The organism is Mesorhizobium sp. P2_H9 (assembly GCF_056403215.1).
In genome coordinates, this window is record NZ_JBFUFX010000005.1 from 350,208 (window position 1) to 366,295 (window position 16,088).

Genomic DNA, 16,088 nt, shown 5'->3' on the forward strand with positions numbered 1-16,088 from the left:
TCAAGCAGTAGAAAAACTCCTGGATGCCCGAAGCCTTCCACAGCCTGCCGCCGTTGAATGCGCTGCGCGCCTTCGAAGCCGCCGCGCGTCATCTCAACTTTCGCATCGCGGCGCAGGAGCTGAACGTCACGCAAGGCGCGGTGGCGCAGCACATTCGCGGGCTGGAGGCCGATCTCGGCGCAAAACTGTTCGAGCGGCTGCCGCGCGGCCTGGCGCTGACCGATGAGGGCCGCGCCTATGTGCCGAACATCCGTCGTGCCTTCGACCTGATCTCGGAAGCCACCTTGCTGTTGCGCCCCGAGCCGGCGCGGCTGACGATCAGCGTCACACCGAGCTTTGCCACCAAATGGCTGATCCCGAAACTGCCGGAGTTCGTGGCGCACAACCCGCTGGTCGATTTGCGCATCCTGGCCAGCGAAAGCCTGTCGAGTTTCCAGAGCGACGGCGTCGACATTGCCGTGCGACAAGGCCGTCCGCCCTTCGGCCCCGGCCTTGTCGTCGACCTGTTGTTCCCGCAACAGATCGTCGCCGTCTGCAGCCCGGCGCTGCTGCCGACCGGTGCCAACGAGATCGCAGCGGCCGACATCCAGCATCATGTGCTGCTGCACGACGCGCACAATCTGTGGCCGGAGTTCATGGAGCGAGCGCTCGGGCTGAAGATGACGACGGAGGCCAAGCGCATGCGCTTCAACCAGACGGGTCTGGCCATAGACGCGGCCATCGCCGGCCAAGGCATCGCGCTGGCCAGCCGGTTTCTCGTCGCCGCGGACATCGCCGCTGGCCGGCTGGTGCAGCCACTCAGTGCGGAGATGCGCGGCACGCAGGATTTCCATGTCGTGGTGCCACGCAAGCAGAGGCACCCCGAGCCAACGCAAGCGGTGCGGCAATGGCTGTTGGACGAAGGGAACCAGGCGACCAGGATCATACCGGAATGAGCGGAGCGGCCACGCGCTCCCGCTCCCACCGGATCAGGCCTCGGGCAGGCCTGGCAGCATCTGCCTCAGCACGCGGTCGCGAAGGAAGACATGGTGGTAGATCGCGGCTGCGGCATGCAGGCCGGCAAGCCACATTATGATATCCCCAAGCGTACCGTGGATTTCCGCCAGGGAGGCGCCGGGATTCCACGTCGAGAAATACGGACCAAGTGCTCCGAAGCCATATACGGTGACCGGATGGCCGCCGAACCAGGCGCCAAGCATCGCCGTCAGGGGCACCGCGAACAACAGCGCATAGAGCGCCCAGTGTGTCACTTTCGATGCCAGATCCATCCACCCAGGCATGGGTGGCGCTTCCGGAACTCGGTCGAACACGCGCCACAGCAGCCGAATGACCAGCAGCACGAAGACCGCGAAGCCAAGCGATTCATGCAACTGCAAGGTAGCGGCATTGGCCTCCGAATAGACGCGCGTCGGGGGACCGCCTTCCGAAACCAGGAAGGCGGCGAGCACGAGCAAAGCGGTCAGCCAATGAAAGGCCTGGGCGAGGCTGCCGTAGCGAATTGTTGTACCGAAAAGTGACATTTAGGGGCTCCGCACCATTGCCGGAGACCGTTCTCCGCAACTGGCCTAAACGTGCCCTCATGTGAATTGTTCCTCAAGCCCCTTCGACATCGCCAGTTGTCCGACCAAGGGCCAAGGTGCAGTCTTCACCCACCCCGCCGCGCAATGTCGGCCGCCACCGCAATCGCCTCGCGGCCGATTTCGCGCAGCAGGCCGGTGACCGGATTGTGGAAGCCGACGAGGTAGAGGCCGAGTTCGGACGACCGCGCGTTGACACCGCTGCGCTCCGGCTGCAACTCAGCGGCCAAGAACTTTTCGTAGCCCGGCCGGTAGCCGGTCGCGAGGATGACGGCGTCGAACGCTTCCTGCCGGCCATCGGTGAATTGGGCGCCACGCTCGCTGAAACGCAATATATCGGGCGCGATCCTGATGGCGCCCTTGGTGATCGCTTCCACCGTACCGACATCGATGACCGGGATGCGCCCGACCTGGTCGATCTGCTGCAGGATGCCCTGCTTCGGCCTGACGATGCCGTATTTTTCGAGCTTGCCCAGCGCGAGATCGAGAATGATCGGGAACAGCCAGTCGTTCAGCGCCTGCGGCATCGGCCGGCTGGCGATGCCGACCATCTGGATCGGCACGCCGAACAGCTGGCGCGGCACGATGTGGACGCCTTTGCGCACCGAGATGACCGGCCGCACCCCGTTCTCAGCAAGGTCGAGCGCGATCTCGGCGCCGGTGTTGCCCATGCCGACGATCAGCACCGAGCGGCCGGCAAAAGGTGCGGCTTGCGTATAGTCGGCGCTGTGCAGCACCTCGCCCTTGAAGGTCTCGATGGCGGCGAGCTTGGGAACGATCGGCTCGGCATTGTTGCCGCTGGCGATGACGATATGGCGCGACCGGAAACTGTCCGAACCGGTCTCGATCAGAAAATGGCCGCCGTCGCGGCGAATGGATTTCACCGTCTCACCAAAGCGCGGGCGCAGGTCAAACTTTTGCGCATAGTCGTCGAGATAGCGGACCACCAATTCGCGCGGCACATAGCGCGGATAGTCGCGGGGAAATGGCTGGAACGGCAGCGACGAGAATTTCTTGACCGTGTGCAAATGCAGCCGCCGATAGTGCCGCCGCCAGGCCGGCCCGATCTCGTTCGCTTTCTCAAGAATGACGAAATCGATCCCTGCCCGCTTCAGGCAGGCGCCGACCGCAAGGCCGGCTGGCCCGGCGCCGATAATGGCAACGTTTGTATCCAAACAAACCTCCCTTACCCGCGAAGCTGCCGATCTCCCCCCTTGTGGGGGAGATGTCCGGCAGGACAGAGGGGGGCGCTGTCCCGCCAACTGTCAATCAAATACCATTGCGCGAATACCATTGCGCGCTCGGCCCAATTCTCGCTCGAAGCAGATTGGACGCAAGGCTGGCGATCCTTCGCGCCCCCCTCTGCCCTGCCGGACATCTCCCCCACGAGGGGGGAGATTGGCTGTCATCCAATATGCTCGGCGCGCAGCTGCTGCTTCAGCTGCTCCAACGCCGCTTCCCCGCCTGCCGCCAGCTCATCGGCGACCCTCGCGAGTTCACCATCAGCATTGCGATATCTGCTGCCCCAGGCGCCGAGCGTCGCCAGCACCGGCAACAGGTCGATGCCGGCCTCGGTCAGGCGATAGATCGCCTTGAGCTTGTGGCTGGGATCGCCGCTCCTGGTGATGATGCCCTCTTCCTGCAGGGTCTGCAGCCGCTCGGCCAGCGTGCGCGACGAGATGCCCTCGTCGGACAGCAGGAACTCCCGGAAGTGCTTCTTCCCTGCAAAAATCAGGTCGCGAACGATCAGCAGCGTCCAGCGATCGCCGAGCAGTTCGAGCGACAGGTTGATCGGGCAGCCGGATTTTTCCCTGGTCGACATTCTATGGTTCCATTTTTAAATCACTTTACTATTGACATCATTTTGGCGATGCGTCAACACTTCCAGAAGTAAGCCATTAGTGGCGGGAGCGAGCGCATGGCTCCTTGAAACCGCCGACAGCCAGGGAGTGAGGACATGAGAAAGCTTATCCTGCAGATGCAGATGTCGGTCGATGGCTTTGTCGGCGCCGCTGGCGGTGAACACTGGCAGCTCTGGGAATGGGGCGGCAATTGCCCGTGGGACGACGCGTTGAAGCGGGATTTCAACACCGTGTTCGCCGGCATCGACACCATCCTGCTCAGCCGCAAGATGGCCGAGGAAGGCTACCTAACCCATTGGGGCAATGCGGCGAAGAATTTTCCACGCGACGGTTTTTATGCCTTTGCGCAGCGCATCGTCGATGCTGACAAAGTGGTGCTGAGCGACAAGCTCAAGACATCGCGGTGGGAGCGCACCACGATTGCCAGCGGTGACCTGCCGCGCGAGGTCAACGCGCTGAAGGCGACCAACGGTAGCGACATGGCGGTGTTCGGCGGCGCAGGCTTTGCCTCGGCGCTGATTGCGGCCGGGCTGGTCGATGAATTGCAGCTGTTCATCAACCCGGCAGCACTTGGCGACGGCGAGAGGATTTTCGACCGGAGCGGGTTCAGACAGCTGCGGCTGCTGGGATCGAAAGCCTATGCCTGCGGCATGGTGGTCAACCGCTACGCCCCAATGGCTTAGGCCACAGCCACGATGACGTGTGCCTGAATCTTGGCGGCAACCGCGCCACTGCCATGTCTGGCTGCAATCGCAGATTCTGCACAGTCGGTAGCCGCTTCCAGTTTCCCCGCGTCCCTGGCCTCGATTTCGTTGCGAAGCGGCGTTCCCTGGCAATAGGCAACGGCCGGAATGCGCGGCGAGGAGGCACGGCTTTGTTCGGCTCTCGTTTCGATCACCACATGGGAGAAACCTGCGTCTTCCAGGTCGCTGCGGATCAGTGCCGTATCATTGTAGCCGTGCGGCGTGCGTGCCAGGAAGCGCGGCGGATCGTTCGGAAACATCTTTGCCAGAGCATTCGTCACATCATCGGCAAAGACATTCTCCTCGATGCGATCCCATACGTTGAATAGAAAACGGCCTCCGGGCTTCAGGACCCGCTTGGCCTCGCGGTAGGCCGATGTGCGGTTGGGAAAGAACATCGCGCCGAACTGACAACAAACGAGATCGAAGACTGCATTTTCAAACGGCAGCGCCATCGCATCAGCCTGGCGCCATGTGATGCGACTGTCGGGCGCTTGTCGCGAAGCGGCGTAGTCGAGCATCGGCTGGTTGAGGTCGGTTACGACAAAGTTTGCGCCTGGGGACAATTTTGGCGCCAGCACGCGGGTGACAACCCCGGTGCCCGCGGCGATTTCCAAAACGGCACCGGGCGACAGGGACGCTGCCCGTCGTGCAAGATCCGCGGCGAACGGTTCGAAAATCAACGGCACCATGTAGCGGTCGTAGTTTTCCGGAATCGAGCCGGCAAATACCTTGTCCGTTTGCGACATTGCTACCCCCTGCCGTCCGATCGATGGCTGGCGAGACTAGCATAGAATTGTTGCTTTGGGCCGCTTCCGACAGAGAGGCGTCAACTCCGCGAAAGCGGATGAGCCGCGCCTTAGAACGTGATCTTCACCGAAGCAGTACTGCGCGTCGCAGCCCCGTGAAACACGGCCTCGATGTTGTTGCCGTCGGGATCGAGCAGGAAGGCAGCGTAGTAGCCAGGGTGGTAGGGCCGCTCGCCCGGTCCGCCATTGTCGATGCCGCCGGCGTCGAGGCCGGCCCGGTAGAAAGCGTCGACCATGGCCTGATCGCTGGCCTGGAAGGCCAGGTGATGGCGCCCGGTCAGTTGTCCCCTCGCCGCCCGGCTATCAACGCTGGAGATGAATAGCTCGTCGGCCCAGAAATAGTCCTCAGCCTCGCCGCCGATCGGAATGCCGAGCACCTCAAAAACGGCTTCGTAAAAACGCCGGCTGGCCGGGAGATCTTTGACCACCAGTTGGATGTGGTCGACAAGACGGCCGCGATGAAGCTCCATGAGCGATCTCTCCTGTGATGAGTGGATCAATCTAGAACCAGCGATGATGTGGTCAATGCGGGAAGCGCAGGCTTTATCTCCCCCCTTGGGGGGAGATAGTTCGGAGCGCCACCAAAAACTGGATAATAAATGCAACCGGATTGTCGGATTCGAAATCCCGCCAACGTCCTTCGGACGCAAGCGGCGTGACGGAGCTCGAAACAGGTCGCGCCGCGTAGACATGATGTTGGGAGAAAAGCATGAACTTTTCCTATCGTTGGGTCATCGTGGCGGCCGGCGCCCTGATGAGCTGTGTCGCCATCGGGGCGATGTTTTCGCTGGCGATTTTTCTTGAGCCGATATCGCTCGACACCCACTGGTCGCGCGCCGGCATATCGAGCGCGATGACGCTGAATTTTTTGGTGATGGGCGTCGGCGGCTTCGCCTGGGGCGCCATCTACGACCGCCTCGGCGCCCGCCCGGTCGTGCTGGTGGGCGCTACGCTGCTCGGGCTGGCGCTGGTGCTGGCGAGCCAGGCCGGCTCGCTGCTCAGCTTCCAGCTAACCTATGGCGTGCTCGTCGGCCTCGCGGCCAGCGCCTTCTTCGCGCCGATGATCGCGTTAACCACCGCCTGGTTCGACACCAACCGCAGCCTTGCGGTGTCGCTGGTCTCGGCCGGCATGGGTGTGGCGCCGATGACCATCTCGCCCTTCGCGCGCTGGCTGATATCAGCCTATGACTGGCGCACCGCCATGTTCGACATCGGCGTCATGGCCTGGGTGCTGCTCTTGCCGGCGGTGCTTCTGGTGCGGCAGCCGCCCAAGCTTGTCGCCCATGATACCACCTCAGGCCCTGCCGCCGAAGGTGCCGGCATGTCGGTCGGCCAGGCGTTGCGCTCGCCGCAATTCATCGTGCTCGGCCTCACCTTCTTCGCCTGCTGTGCGGCGCATTCCGGCCCGATATTCCATATGGTGAGTTATGCCATGCTGTGCGGCGTTGCACCGATGGCGGCGGTCACGATCTACAGCGTCGAGGGCCTGGCCGGCCTGGGCGGCAGGCTGTTGTTCGGCGTGCTTGGCGACAGGCTCGGCGTCAAGCCGGTGCTGATCACCGGGCTGGCGATCCAGGCCGCGGTGATCGCGGCCTATCTTGCCGTCAGCCAGCTCGACCAGTTCTACATGCTGGCGGTCATCTTCGGCGCCACCTATGGCGGCGTCATGCCGCTCTATGCGGTGCTGGCGCGCGAATATTTCGGGCCACGCATCATCGGCACGGTGTTCGGCGCGGCAACCATGCTGTCCAGCCTCGGCATGGCCTTCGGCCCGCTGGCCGGCGGCATGGTGTTCGACGCCTACGCCAACTATTCCTGGCTGTTCATCGGCTCGGCCATCGTCGGACTGGGTGCGATGGCAATCGCCATCGCGTTCCCGCCGCAGCCTAGCCGGCAGTTGCAGGCGGCGTAGCCCGCGCCAAAGCAATGGCCGCTCGCGGGAGCGGCCATTGCATCAGGATTTGTCGTCGTTCCCGTTGCCGGACGCCATCGAAACGGCGCGATGTGTGGTATTCTGGCCTGGCACATCCGGGAGCCACCGCATTGACCAAAAGCATGGAAGCCGAAGACGACAGAGGGTGGTCGAGCCTGCTGGTCGCCGCCGAGAAGGGCGATGCGGAAGCCGTGCAATCGGAGCTGGCCGCCGGCGCCGATATCAACCAGGCGGACGAAGGCGGTTGGTCGGCGCTGCATCTTTCGGCCCTCAACGCCCACACGGCGACAGTCGAAGCGTTGATCGAACACCCCGAAATCAACGTGAACTCCCGAAACAAATGGAAGAGCACGCCGTTGAGCCTGGCCGCAGCCAAGGGCCACTACGCTTCCATCTCGGCCCTCGTCAAACATCGCGCAATCGACATCAATGCGACCGCCGACTATTACGGCCGCACGGCGCTGATCGAAGCCGCCAAGAACGGGCATCTGGGCATCGTGAAGCTGCTGGTGGAACATGGCGCCGACGTCAATCTGATGGACAAGTCAGGGCGCAACAATGCGCTGATCGAGGCCATCAAGGGTCGGCATTTCGCCATCGCGGAATATCTGCTGGAGACTCGGAAGGTGAACTTCCTCAATCGGGATATGCGACTGAACGCCATGATCTGGGCGGGAAGCTGCCACAACCCTCAATTCATCGAGAAGCTGGAAGCCGCCATCAGCAATTTCTTCGACGGCAAGTGACCGCGAGGCAGCGGCAATTGCCTTCATGAACCGCAGCGAGATAAGCTTCCAGCTTGGTCGCCGTTAGCAGGTTAATAAGCATTTGGTAATAAACACGGGAGATGAACTGCAAGCTCGATCTGGCGTGTAAGATGCCCTCGTTCTCAGCGAGTCGGTAACGTGCGCATCAAAAGCTTGATCATCCTTAGCATGACGAGCGCCGCGGCGCTGATCGGGCTGGTTGGCGGCCTTGCGATCTTTACGCAGATGGCCGCGACCAGGTCGCTGGGTTTGACCGAGGCGACCAACGTCGCGCGGGAACTGGCCGACACCATCGTCTTCAAGCCGTCCGACGGGACCCCTTCGCTGTTCGAGCGGCCAGAGGCGCTCAAACAATTCATGGAGCACCAGCATCGCCGCATGCGTCGAGATTTCCTGGTTCTCGACCGCAACAAGACCGTCGTTGCCCATGCCGCCGACGAAGAGCAATCGGCGAAAAATTCGAACACGATTCCGGTAACGAAATCGGCCAGACGCTGGAGGACGGCATCCCGCGCAAGTTTGTCGACACGGGGGAAGTGAACGCCATACTCGCCGTGCCGATCGAATATCCCGAGGATACGATCATCGGCGCCGTGCTGTTGGAATATGATCCTGTCCTTCATGCCGCTGAAGAGCGCACCAACAGCCTGCTCTGGCTGGTTGGCCTCAGCGCCGCGGCGGCCGTGCTGGTCGCGGTGGGGTTTGCATGGATGCTGCTCAGCCGTTTCGGCTCCGGTCTCAAGGATATGATGGGCGGCATGGCAGCGCTGGCGAAGGGCAATGCCATGACGCGCATCAGTCATGCCCGCAAGGATGAATTCGGGCAGCTGGCCGACGGGTTCAACACCATGGCGGACCAGCTTGCATCGGCGCGGGCGCATGTCGAGGATATCGTCGAGACGGCGGCCGAAGGCATCGCGGTGCTGGACGTCGACGGCCGCATCGCCAGCGCCAATCCGGCGGCCGCAACGATGATCGGGCGGCGCGCCGACAAGATCGTCGGGCAGCAATGGGATTCGGTGCTGACGGTGCGCGACCCGAGAGGTGGCGCGTTCGCCGCCGGCGCTTCCCCCATTGAAATGGCCTTGGCCACCGGCCGCCAGCACCAGGGCGAGGTGCGCCTGACCAGATCCGATGGCTCGCATGTGCCGGTCATCGCCAGCTGCAGTCCGCTCAGCCGCTCCGACGGCGGACTGGTCCTCACCCTCAACGACATCAGCGAGTTGCGCCGCGCCGAAGGGGTCGTCAACGAGCGTGCCGATCAGATGGCGGTGCTCAACCGCGAGCTGCACGAGAAGTCGGAAACCACGACCCGCCTGGTCAAGCTTGGCGAGCTGCTGCAGGCCTGCGTGACCTTCCCCGAAGCTTTTTCTGTGGTCGGCACGGCCATGACCGAGTTCCTCGGCGGCTTGAGCGGAACGGTGCATTTGACCAGCGCCTCGCGCAATCTGGTCGAGGAGATGGCACATTGGGGCGACATCCGCTCGAGCGCCACCCAATTTGCGCCCGAAGACTGCTGGGCGCTGCGGCGCGGCCAGGAGCATGTCGCCGGCCCGGGCATGCTGACTCCGCGCTGCGCCCATATCACGGAGAACGGCAAGAAAGGCTATGTCTGCATGCCGCTGGCGGCGCAAGGCGAGACGCTGGGCATCCTGCATCTGTGCGAGCCGAACGCAGTCGAGAAGCCGCAATGGCTGGCTGAAAGGCAGCAGATCCTGCGCGGCGTCGTCGACACGCTGGCATTGGCGCTGGCCAATCTGCGCCTGCGCGAGACTTTGCGGCAGCAATCGATCCGCGATCCGAACACTGGCCTGTTCAACCGGCGCTATCTCGAGGAAACAAGCAGCCGCGAACTGCGCCGGATGGAGCGCTCGGCCCAGCCGCTGACGATCCTCATGCTCGACGTCGATCATTTCAAGCAGTTCAACGACACGTTCGGGCACGAAGCCGGCGACCTCGTCCTGAAGCAGGTCGCCGCGACATTGATCGAACACGCGCGCGACAGCGATGTCGTGTCACGCTACGGCGGCGAGGAATTCGCCATCGCCATGCCGGGATGCTCGCTCGAGGAAGGCGCCGAGCGGGCCGAAGCGCTGCGCCAGGCTATCAGGCAGCTCCACCYGACGCATCGCGGCCGCACGCTGGGCACCGTGACGGTCTCGTTCGGGGTCGCCGCCTACCCCGAGCATGGCGCGGGCTGGGCTGAAATCACCAATGCCGCCGATCATGCGCTCTACGAAGCCAAGGGCGAAGGACGCGACCGCGTCGTCGTCGCCAAAAGCGGCACGCCTGGCGAGCGGCCCCCGATCCAGCTGGTATCGGCCGCCGCGAAAGCGAGTGTGGACATCAAGGGCTAACTTGCTGCCCTGGCTGTCCGAACTGCAATCAGCCAGCGCTGGCGAGATACCGTCTCTCGCCGTCACGCGTGGCCATCAGGGCCACTGGAGCCGTGCCAGGCTCGCGAATGACGCCCGGCAATTCGGAAATCGCGTTCCTCGAAACATCTGGCCTTCAGCCATGTGGTCGACGATCCGCTCCGGTAGCGGCTGTCGGCGCGCTTCGAGATGATGCCCTCAAGCCCCATCTTGTCGATGGCGCGGAGGATCGCCAGCGCATCGCCGTCGAAATGCTCGCTGTACCGGATCTTGCCGGCGCCAGGCTCAACCAGTTGCCACAGCGCCTGCTTGCGCTGCAGCAGGGGCAAGGGGGCAAGATTGCGACCATCGAGATGGAGGATGTCGAACGCCACGAACACCAGCCGGCTCGGCTCATTCCAGATCGCGGATTCCAGCGCAGGGCAATCGGGAGCGCCCTGCTCGCCCGGTACAATGACCTCGCCGTCGAGAATGGCAGCCCTGCATGGCAGCTCGACTGCCAGCGCGATCGGCCAGTATTTTGTCGTCCAGTCATGGCCATTCTTGCTGAAAAGGCGCACGCCGCCTTGATCGATGATGAGCTGCGTCCGGTAGCCGTCGAACTTGACCTCGTGAACCCATCCCTCATCTTCGGGCGGTTGCTCGACCGGTGTCGGGATCTGCGGCGGAATGAACTCCAGCCGGCCGCCGCTGACCTTGCTACGCTTACTCAATGGACACCTTTGACCGCGTAGCGGGAGGCGTTGCCGGCACAGGCAGCGACACCCCAGCTTTCTGGACGCCTGCCGCCTGTGCCGAGCCCCCGCCAGACCCGTTGCGAACATCTACGGACGAGGTCGGAATGTCGTTAGCTTCGCATCCAGATACTTATCCTGGCGTACATATCTCGCTCTCGGTGCGGCGATCTTGCACCGACTGGCCGACGCCGCCCAGTTAAGGTCTGTTGGTCTTCAGGCCTGAAGACCAACAGACCTTAGTCCATCAAAAGCACCAGGGCGGGATGCAGCTTCTTCAGGTTCGGCAGTGATTTCGATTGCCAGGGTATGTCGGGCGTTCCACGCACGACGAGGCGAACATCGGGATGCTTGCGTACCTCGATGGTAAATTTCGCCAGCAGGTTGATGCCGGAAGAGTTGAGAAAGTGAAGGTCCTTCAGATTGAGTGTAATGGAAGCGGGATTTGAGGCAAGAACACTGGTCGCCAAAGCCGTGACGGGCGCGCCGGCCTCGGAACTGGCAAGCCGCATTGCGCCGTCGAAGAAAATATCGCTTCCTTCGTTCCACACGCGGTAGTCGTCTGTCTTGATTTCCATGGCCTGGCTTCGTTTCTTCTAGTTGTGCGTTTGCGAGATCGGAATGGAGGCATAGGTTTCCAGGCAAATCCGATCGCTTTCGTCGGCGGCGCTGAATATCCAGGCCAGGCGTGCGCCATAGTCGCTCATCAGCGTCAGCAATCCGAGTCCGGAGCGTGACACGTCGGGGCTCGCGGCATTCGCTTCAATTCGCTGTATCAGCAGGTCTTTGGGGTCGCCAACCGTGATGTCCGCCAGGAGGTTCTTGAACTCGGATGCATTTTCACCATCGACGTCATTCGACACCTTGAGCTTGAAGCACTCCGAATCCATCGACGCCTCGATCACGATCTCACCCGGTGCGCGAAACTTGACGGCGTTCTCGATGAGCTCGTTGACCAGGTATCCGATGCTGTGCCGCACTTCGATGTAGTCATTGCGGGACGACCGGAAACGCAATGCGAAAAGATCGGCGATGAAGTCCGAGGTCGTGGCACAATGACGCCAACTCAAGTCGAGAGGTCCGTCGAACAGCCGCACGCGACTGACGCTCTCCTTCATCCCGATTGCAATGTCAGGGGTCCCGAACAGCGTTGTCATTGCTATGTGTGCCTTATGATCACGAGGGTGATGTCGTCATGGATCTTCTGGACTCCGATATGGGCCATCAGATCCTCGATGATCCCGATCTTGATGTCCTCGGCGCTGCCGCCTTGACGTTTTTTTGCGCTCTGGCAGAGGCGCTCGAACCCGAATAGCCTTTTGTCCTGATCCTCCGCCTCGGTCACACCGTCGGTGTGCAGCACGATCACGTCGCCACTCTCGAACAGGATGTCACGCGTGTCGATGAACTTCGAGATGTCATTCTCCAGACCAACCGGCATACCCAGATCAAGCGTATCGATGCGTTCGACTTCCCCGTCCGCGCGCACGACGAGAACGTCCTCATGCTGGCCGGATAGCGTTACCCGCTCATCCTCGAAGTCAAGAAAGGCCAGCGAGAGATGCTTGCCGGTGTTCGTCCGCTCGATGTTCTTGTAGATCGCTCTGTTCAGCCGGTCCAAAAACTGGTGCGGATCCGCTTCGTCGGTCTCCTGCAGCGCGCGTGCAACGGATTGGACCATCAGCATCAGCACGCCGCTCTCAAGACCATGACCGGTCACGTCGCCGATGCCGATCTTGATCCGGGATCCGTTCTGCAGGACGTCGTAATAATCGCCGCCGACCTCGTCGGCCGGCCGCATGTAGGCTGCGATCTCCAGCCCTGGAATCGCTTCGAGTTCGAATGGTTTCGGCAGGACCATCAACTGGATCTGCCTGGCAACCGCGAGCTCGGCGCCGAGGCGGACGTTCTCGTCCTGCAGCTTTTCGTTGAGAGCGGAAATCTCTTGATTGGCGTCGCCGAGCTCCCTGGTTCGTTCGTCGACGAGTTGCTCGAGGTTTTCCGTGTGGAAGCTGATCTGCTCGGCCATGCGGTTGAAAGCGATGCCAGCGGCTCCAACCTCGTCGCGCGTCGGAATGCTGACGCGGACTGAATAGTCCTTGGTCTGGAGCCGCTGGGCGGCACTGGCAAGCGCCCTGAGGCCCGCGGTGATCCGCTTCGAAATTCCGAGCACGGCCGCGAAAACAATCAGAAGCGAAACGATGATCGCACCGATCTGAAAGAGCAGAATACGATTGGTTGCGCGCGAAATACTCTGCTGTGCGGCAAACAGGGACGCGTAGATCTCCCGTTCGGGGACGACGATCCCGACCGACATCGTTTCGGACTTTATCGGTCCCGAACTCCACAGATTGGTCGGCTTCAGTCGCTTGAGGACAACAATGTAGGGTACGCGTTCGCCCTTGTTGTCGAGCATGATGTGCTGAATGACACCGTCATTGTTCTGGCCGAGGGGCAGCGACGCGATAGCCGGCTGCGTACTTCCCCGCAGGGACCGCTCCAGGCCGGTGACGCCCTGCGTGCCCGCGTCGCTTGATGAAGTCAGGCCGATGATCGCCTGGCCCGACGGATTGATCGCCACCACATTGCCAGTCGACATGGTGAGGAAGCCGAACCCGGTTTCAGCGATCTTCACCCTTTCGACGACTTCCGCGAGCTGATCGAGAGTGATGTCTGCCCCGGCCGTACCGGCGATACCGGTGTGATCGCGCGTCCACAGCGGGTGGAAAAAGCTGACGATCAGCTTTCCCGTGATTGCATCGGTATAAGGCGCTGTCTGGGTGATATCGTCAGGGACCGGACGCGAGGCTGGATCCCTGGCCCATTGCTGCCATGAACCATAGATGCCCGGAAAGAAGAACTCCCAGAACTCCGCCTTGTTATGGCCCGGATAGAGCTTGTCGAAGGTCTGCGCCTGGTCCGTATACGGCACCGTCCTGAAGATCGGCCGTTCTTTTGGACCAATATAGTACATTTGCAGTTTGGACGATCCGCTGGCCATGAGAGTCGGCGCGACGAGATCGATCACGGTGCTGTCTTCTATTTCCTTCTGAACGTCGGGCAGCGGCGTGTGATCGGCGCCCAGCAGGTAGCCCCAGACACTGACCACGGAAGGCGCGCCAGGCAGGTTCTGCGCCCAATCACCCTGCGCGTCGTAGACGACCTTCACGGAGCCGGGCGCTTCATGCGAAAGCGTCGCTCCGACCTCTTGCTGCCTCGTCGGTTCGTCGATCTGGGCCTGCAGTACGCCAGCCAGCGCCTTGACGTCGCCGTGAACCCGATCGAGCAGCAGATCGACGCTCAACGCCGTCGATTCAGCATAGGAACGAATGTATTCCTGGTTTGCGGTCGTCAGGCCCTCACCGACTTCCGATGTTGCGTCGCGCGACAGCTTCTGAACGTTCCAAAGCGCCAGGCCACCGCTCAGCAGGAGGTCGAACAGGACGGCGCCGCCAACGACCAACACGAATTTCGCTCGAAAGGAGCGCAGGCCGAAGCGCGGCGTAGGCTCATTGTCGGCTTTCATTGCGGCCGTCGCCCCGATGCGACCCAGATCGGCCAACCCGCATAACCCTTGGGATGGAGCGCAGCGAAAATGTGATCCTCGAAGCCCTGCCGGAACCGTGCGACGAACTCCGGTCCATCGCCGCGCCTGGTCGCCATCTCGCCCGCATAGACATCCGCCCAGGCCGCAATGACATCGGCGAAATCCTGCGGATCGCTGTCCAGGTTGGTGACCATGAAGGTCTCCACACGGATATCTTCGAATCCTGATTCCATCAGGTATCGCCGGCTCTTTGGCCCAAGCTCGACGTCCATCTCGAAATGCCCGAACAGCTTCGCCACCTCGTTGTAGGTCCAACGGATGCTTTCGGCGCGCGGCTCGCCGAGGCAATGCGAATTCTTCTCGTTGGTGATGTAGACCCGCCCGCCCGGCTTGCATATGCGGTAGAGCTCCTTGAGGATGAGTTCAGGCCGATTGAATATCTGGAGGGAATGCCGGCAGGTCACTAGGTCGAACTGCGCTTCGTCGAGCAGCATCTCCGACGCATCTCCATAGGTATATTCGATGCCCCGGATATCGAACTCCCGCATCACCTGTCGGGCATAGTTCAGGCTCGATATGGAGTGGTCGAGGGCGACGATCCGCGATGGCTGGAACTCCTTCTGCACGAGCACGGCGAAATCGCCGATCCCGCAACAGATGTCGGCCATGACGATCCCCGGCCTCATGCCGTGTCGCGGCAAGATTGCGCGCTCGTGGCGCCAGGTCATCTTCGTCTGTGAACGCAGGATCGGAACGAACCCGCCTTCCTCGAGGAAGCCCTGTCCCGGATAGAATTCGCTGTCATACTCCTCGACCGTGATGTTCGGCTCGATTCCGCTCAAGCGACCGAATTTTCGCGAGGTCCATCCGACGACGCTTGACGTGATGACGACGAATTTGAGATCGGGCCGAGCGCGGCAGGCGTCGATGATGATCCTCGAAAAGGCGTGAAACGCGGCGTTATTCATTTGCGTCAGGCGTCTGACATTGAAGTAGAGAACGCCGCGCACACGGCCGATCGCATCGCGGAGCAATGCTATGCTGGGCCCAAGCTCATCGATTGCCTGAGGCCGGACCACCCCGGATATGGAGAACTCCTGGTTGTTGGCGTCATATTGCGCCTTGAAGCGCGGGAGGAGGTCGTAAGGGCTCAATGTTGCAGACCCTCAAGCGGAAGATCCACGACAAGCTTGATTGCATCACCATCGGCTTCCTCGACCCTGAGCATCGCGTTGTAGTCGACAGCCAGTTCCAGCAGCACGACCTCCCGGCTGGGCGCGAGATCCCCGGACACCGAATTGAGGTATCGCTCCCTGGCTTCTGTTCCTGCGACGTGTGACACGGCTTCTTCGTAGAATTGGCGCTCCTCCGGCACGCATGGGAACGTCAGCTCGATCCTGTCCGTTGCGCCGTGGCGGGACACCCTGCATGCCAGTTCACCACCGGCATGGCGGGTACGAAAGGCGACTTCCAGTAATTCATTGAGGGCAGAGGAGAAGAGATTTGAATGCCGGACCGAGTCTGATCTGTTTTGACTGATCATCCGGGCCATGTATGACGAGACATAATGGCAGTGACTCCAGGCGGAGACGAAGGCTTTGATTTCCATGTCGATCTGGATCATGGGCGCAAAAGTCGGCTCGCCAGCCAGCTCATGATGAACAGGTCCCATAGGCATCCTCCCTTGTTCCATCAGCACTGAGCCCTGGTAGGGCGATGGTCTCCGCGATGAAAAATTTCA

Annotated in this window: 17 protein-coding genes; 6 read left to right on the forward strand and 11 right to left on the reverse strand. The window is 61.7% G+C overall.

Going from position 1 to position 16,088, the window contains the following annotated elements; all coding sequences use genetic code 11:
- The first annotated feature begins 23 nt into the window (after positions 1–23).
- Positions 24–935, forward strand: coding sequence for a transcriptional regulator GcvA (gene gcvA, locus AC1DXN_RS11980; protein WP_477273916.1), 912 nt, complete (start codon positions 24–26; stop codon positions 933–935).
- A 33-nt stretch (positions 936–968) separates the two neighbouring features.
- Here the strand turns inward: gcvA and AC1DXN_RS11985 are convergent, their stop codons facing one another.
- The 3 genes from AC1DXN_RS11985 to AC1DXN_RS11995 form a co-directional block, all read right to left on the reverse strand.
- The gene (locus AC1DXN_RS11985) at positions 969–1,520 is read right to left on the reverse strand and encodes a cytochrome b (protein ID WP_477273918.1); all 552 of its coding nucleotides are present in this window, start codon (positions 1,518–1,520) and stop codon (positions 969–971) included.
- A 125-nt stretch (positions 1,521–1,645) separates the two neighbouring features.
- Positions 1,646–2,752 carry a flavin-containing monooxygenase gene (locus tag AC1DXN_RS11990; protein ID WP_477273920.1) on the reverse strand — a complete coding sequence of 369 codons (1,107 nt, stop codon included), beginning with the start codon at positions 2,750–2,752 and terminating at the stop codon, positions 1,646–1,648.
- Positions 2,753–2,982: 230 nt separating this feature from the next.
- Positions 2,983–3,399: a winged helix-turn-helix transcriptional regulator gene (locus AC1DXN_RS11995; protein WP_477273921.1), complete on the reverse strand. Its 417-nt coding sequence runs from the start codon at positions 3,397–3,399 to the stop codon at positions 2,983–2,985.
- A gap of 135 nt (positions 3,400–3,534) precedes the next feature.
- Between AC1DXN_RS11995 and AC1DXN_RS12000 the strand changes: the two genes are divergently transcribed.
- On the forward strand, positions 3,535–4,122 hold the full coding sequence (locus tag AC1DXN_RS12000) for a dihydrofolate reductase family protein (protein ID WP_477273922.1): 588 nt from the start codon (positions 3,535–3,537) through the stop codon (positions 4,120–4,122).
- Here AC1DXN_RS12000 and AC1DXN_RS12005 read toward each other — a convergent pair.
- Together AC1DXN_RS12005 and AC1DXN_RS12010 are read right to left on the reverse strand one after the other, a co-directional pair.
- Positions 4,119–4,931, reverse strand: coding sequence for a class I SAM-dependent methyltransferase (locus AC1DXN_RS12005; protein ID WP_477242310.1), 813 nt, complete (start codon positions 4,929–4,931; stop codon positions 4,119–4,121). The two genes, AC1DXN_RS12000 and AC1DXN_RS12005, sit on opposite strands and share 4 nt — an antisense overlap.
- A 110-nt stretch (positions 4,932–5,041) precedes the next feature.
- Positions 5,042–5,461: a VOC family protein gene (locus AC1DXN_RS12010; protein ID WP_477273924.1), complete on the reverse strand. Its 420-nt coding sequence runs from the start codon at positions 5,459–5,461 to the stop codon at positions 5,042–5,044.
- Positions 5,462–5,700: 239 nt separating this feature from the next.
- Here AC1DXN_RS12010 and AC1DXN_RS12015 point away from each other — a divergent pair, with 239 nt between their 5' ends.
- The 4 genes from AC1DXN_RS12015 to AC1DXN_RS12030 all read left to right on the forward strand — a co-directional run bounded on the left by AC1DXN_RS12015 (position 5,701) and on the right by AC1DXN_RS12030 (position 10,048).
- The gene (locus AC1DXN_RS12015) at positions 5,701–6,903 is read left to right on the forward strand and encodes an MFS transporter (RefSeq protein ID WP_477273926.1); all 1,203 of its coding nucleotides are present in this window, start codon (positions 5,701–5,703) and stop codon (positions 6,901–6,903) included.
- A gap of 131 nt (positions 6,904–7,034) precedes the next feature.
- Positions 7,035–7,670, forward strand: coding sequence for an ankyrin repeat domain-containing protein (locus AC1DXN_RS12020; RefSeq protein WP_477273928.1), 636 nt, complete (start codon positions 7,035–7,037; stop codon positions 7,668–7,670).
- 159 nt (positions 7,671–7,829) lie between these two features.
- Entirely contained in the window at positions 7,830–8,231 is a 402-nt protein-coding gene (locus tag AC1DXN_RS12025; protein WP_477273930.1) for a hypothetical protein, read from the forward strand.
- Positions 8,228–10,048, forward strand: coding sequence for a sensor domain-containing diguanylate cyclase (locus tag AC1DXN_RS12030; RefSeq protein WP_477421551.1), 1,821 nt, complete (start codon positions 8,228–8,230; stop codon positions 10,046–10,048). Before AC1DXN_RS12025 ends, AC1DXN_RS12030 begins: the two co-directional genes overlap by 4 nt.
- 62 nt (positions 10,049–10,110) lie before the next feature.
- On the opposite strand, the gene AC1DXN_RS12035 is transcribed toward AC1DXN_RS12030, so the two are convergent.
- The 6 genes from AC1DXN_RS12035 to AC1DXN_RS12060 form a co-directional block, all read right to left on the reverse strand.
- Entirely contained in the window at positions 10,111–10,779 is a 669-nt protein-coding gene (locus AC1DXN_RS12035) for an ATP-dependent DNA ligase (protein WP_477273934.1), read from the reverse strand.
- Between the two features lie 260 nt (positions 10,780–11,039).
- Positions 11,040–11,378, reverse strand: coding sequence for a slr1659 superfamily regulator (locus AC1DXN_RS12040; RefSeq protein ID WP_477242300.1), 339 nt, complete (start codon positions 11,376–11,378; stop codon positions 11,040–11,042).
- An 18-nt stretch (positions 11,379–11,396) separates the two neighbouring features.
- The gene (locus AC1DXN_RS12045) at positions 11,397–11,957 is read right to left on the reverse strand and encodes a slr1658 superfamily regulator (RefSeq protein WP_477273936.1); all 561 of its coding nucleotides are present in this window, start codon (positions 11,955–11,957) and stop codon (positions 11,397–11,399) included.
- 2 nt (positions 11,958–11,959) lie between these two features.
- Entirely contained in the window at positions 11,960–14,326 is a 2,367-nt protein-coding gene (locus AC1DXN_RS12050; protein WP_477273937.1) for a SpoIIE family protein phosphatase, read from the reverse strand.
- Positions 14,323–15,501 (reverse strand): methyltransferase domain-containing protein, encoded by a 1,179-nt coding sequence (locus tag AC1DXN_RS12055; RefSeq protein WP_477273939.1) that lies wholly within the window; start codon positions 15,499–15,501, stop codon positions 14,323–14,325. The genes AC1DXN_RS12050 and AC1DXN_RS12055 overlap by 4 nt, the downstream gene beginning before the upstream one ends.
- The gene (locus AC1DXN_RS12060; protein WP_477273941.1) at positions 15,498–16,019 is read right to left on the reverse strand and encodes a ubiquinone biosynthesis methyltransferase UbiE; all 522 of its coding nucleotides are present in this window, start codon (positions 16,017–16,019) and stop codon (positions 15,498–15,500) included. The genes AC1DXN_RS12055 and AC1DXN_RS12060 overlap by 4 nt, the downstream gene beginning before the upstream one ends.
- Between the last annotated feature and the right edge of the window lie 69 nt (positions 16,020–16,088).

Coding starts and splice junctions, on each gene's coding strand:
- AC1DXN_RS12010 (WP_477273924.1), bottom strand. CDS start 5,461: ATGGAGCTTCATCGCGGCCGTCTTGTCGACCACATCCAACTGGTGGTC.
- AC1DXN_RS12040 (WP_477242300.1), bottom strand. CDS start 11,378: ATGGAAATCAAGACAGACGACTACCGCGTGTGGAACGAAGGAAGCGAT.
- AC1DXN_RS12045 (WP_477273936.1), bottom strand. CDS start 11,957: ATGACAACGCTGTTCGGGACCCCTGACATTGCAATCGGGATGAAGGAG.
- AC1DXN_RS12000 (WP_477273922.1), top strand. CDS start 3,535: ATGAGAAAGCTTATCCTGCAGATGCAGATGTCGGTCGATGGCTTTGTC.
- gcvA (WP_477273916.1), top strand. CDS start 24: ATGCCCGAAGCCTTCCACAGCCTGCCGCCGTTGAATGCGCTGCGCGCC.
- AC1DXN_RS12060 (WP_477273941.1), bottom strand. CDS start 16,019: ATGGGACCTGTTCATCATGAGCTGGCTGGCGAGCCGACTTTTGCGCCC.
- AC1DXN_RS12015 (WP_477273926.1), top strand. CDS start 5,701: ATGAACTTTTCCTATCGTTGGGTCATCGTGGCGGCCGGCGCCCTGATG.
- AC1DXN_RS11995 (WP_477273921.1), bottom strand. CDS start 3,399: ATGTCGACCAGGGAAAAATCCGGCTGCCCGATCAACCTGTCGCTCGAA.
- AC1DXN_RS12050 (WP_477273937.1), bottom strand. CDS start 14,326: ATGAAAGCCGACAATGAGCCTACGCCGCGCTTCGGCCTGCGCTCCTTT.
- AC1DXN_RS12005 (WP_477242310.1), bottom strand. CDS start 4,931: ATGTCGCAAACGGACAAGGTATTTGCCGGCTCGATTCCGGAAAACTAC.
- AC1DXN_RS11985 (WP_477273918.1), bottom strand. CDS start 1,520: ATGTCACTTTTCGGTACAACAATTCGCTACGGCAGCCTCGCCCAGGCC.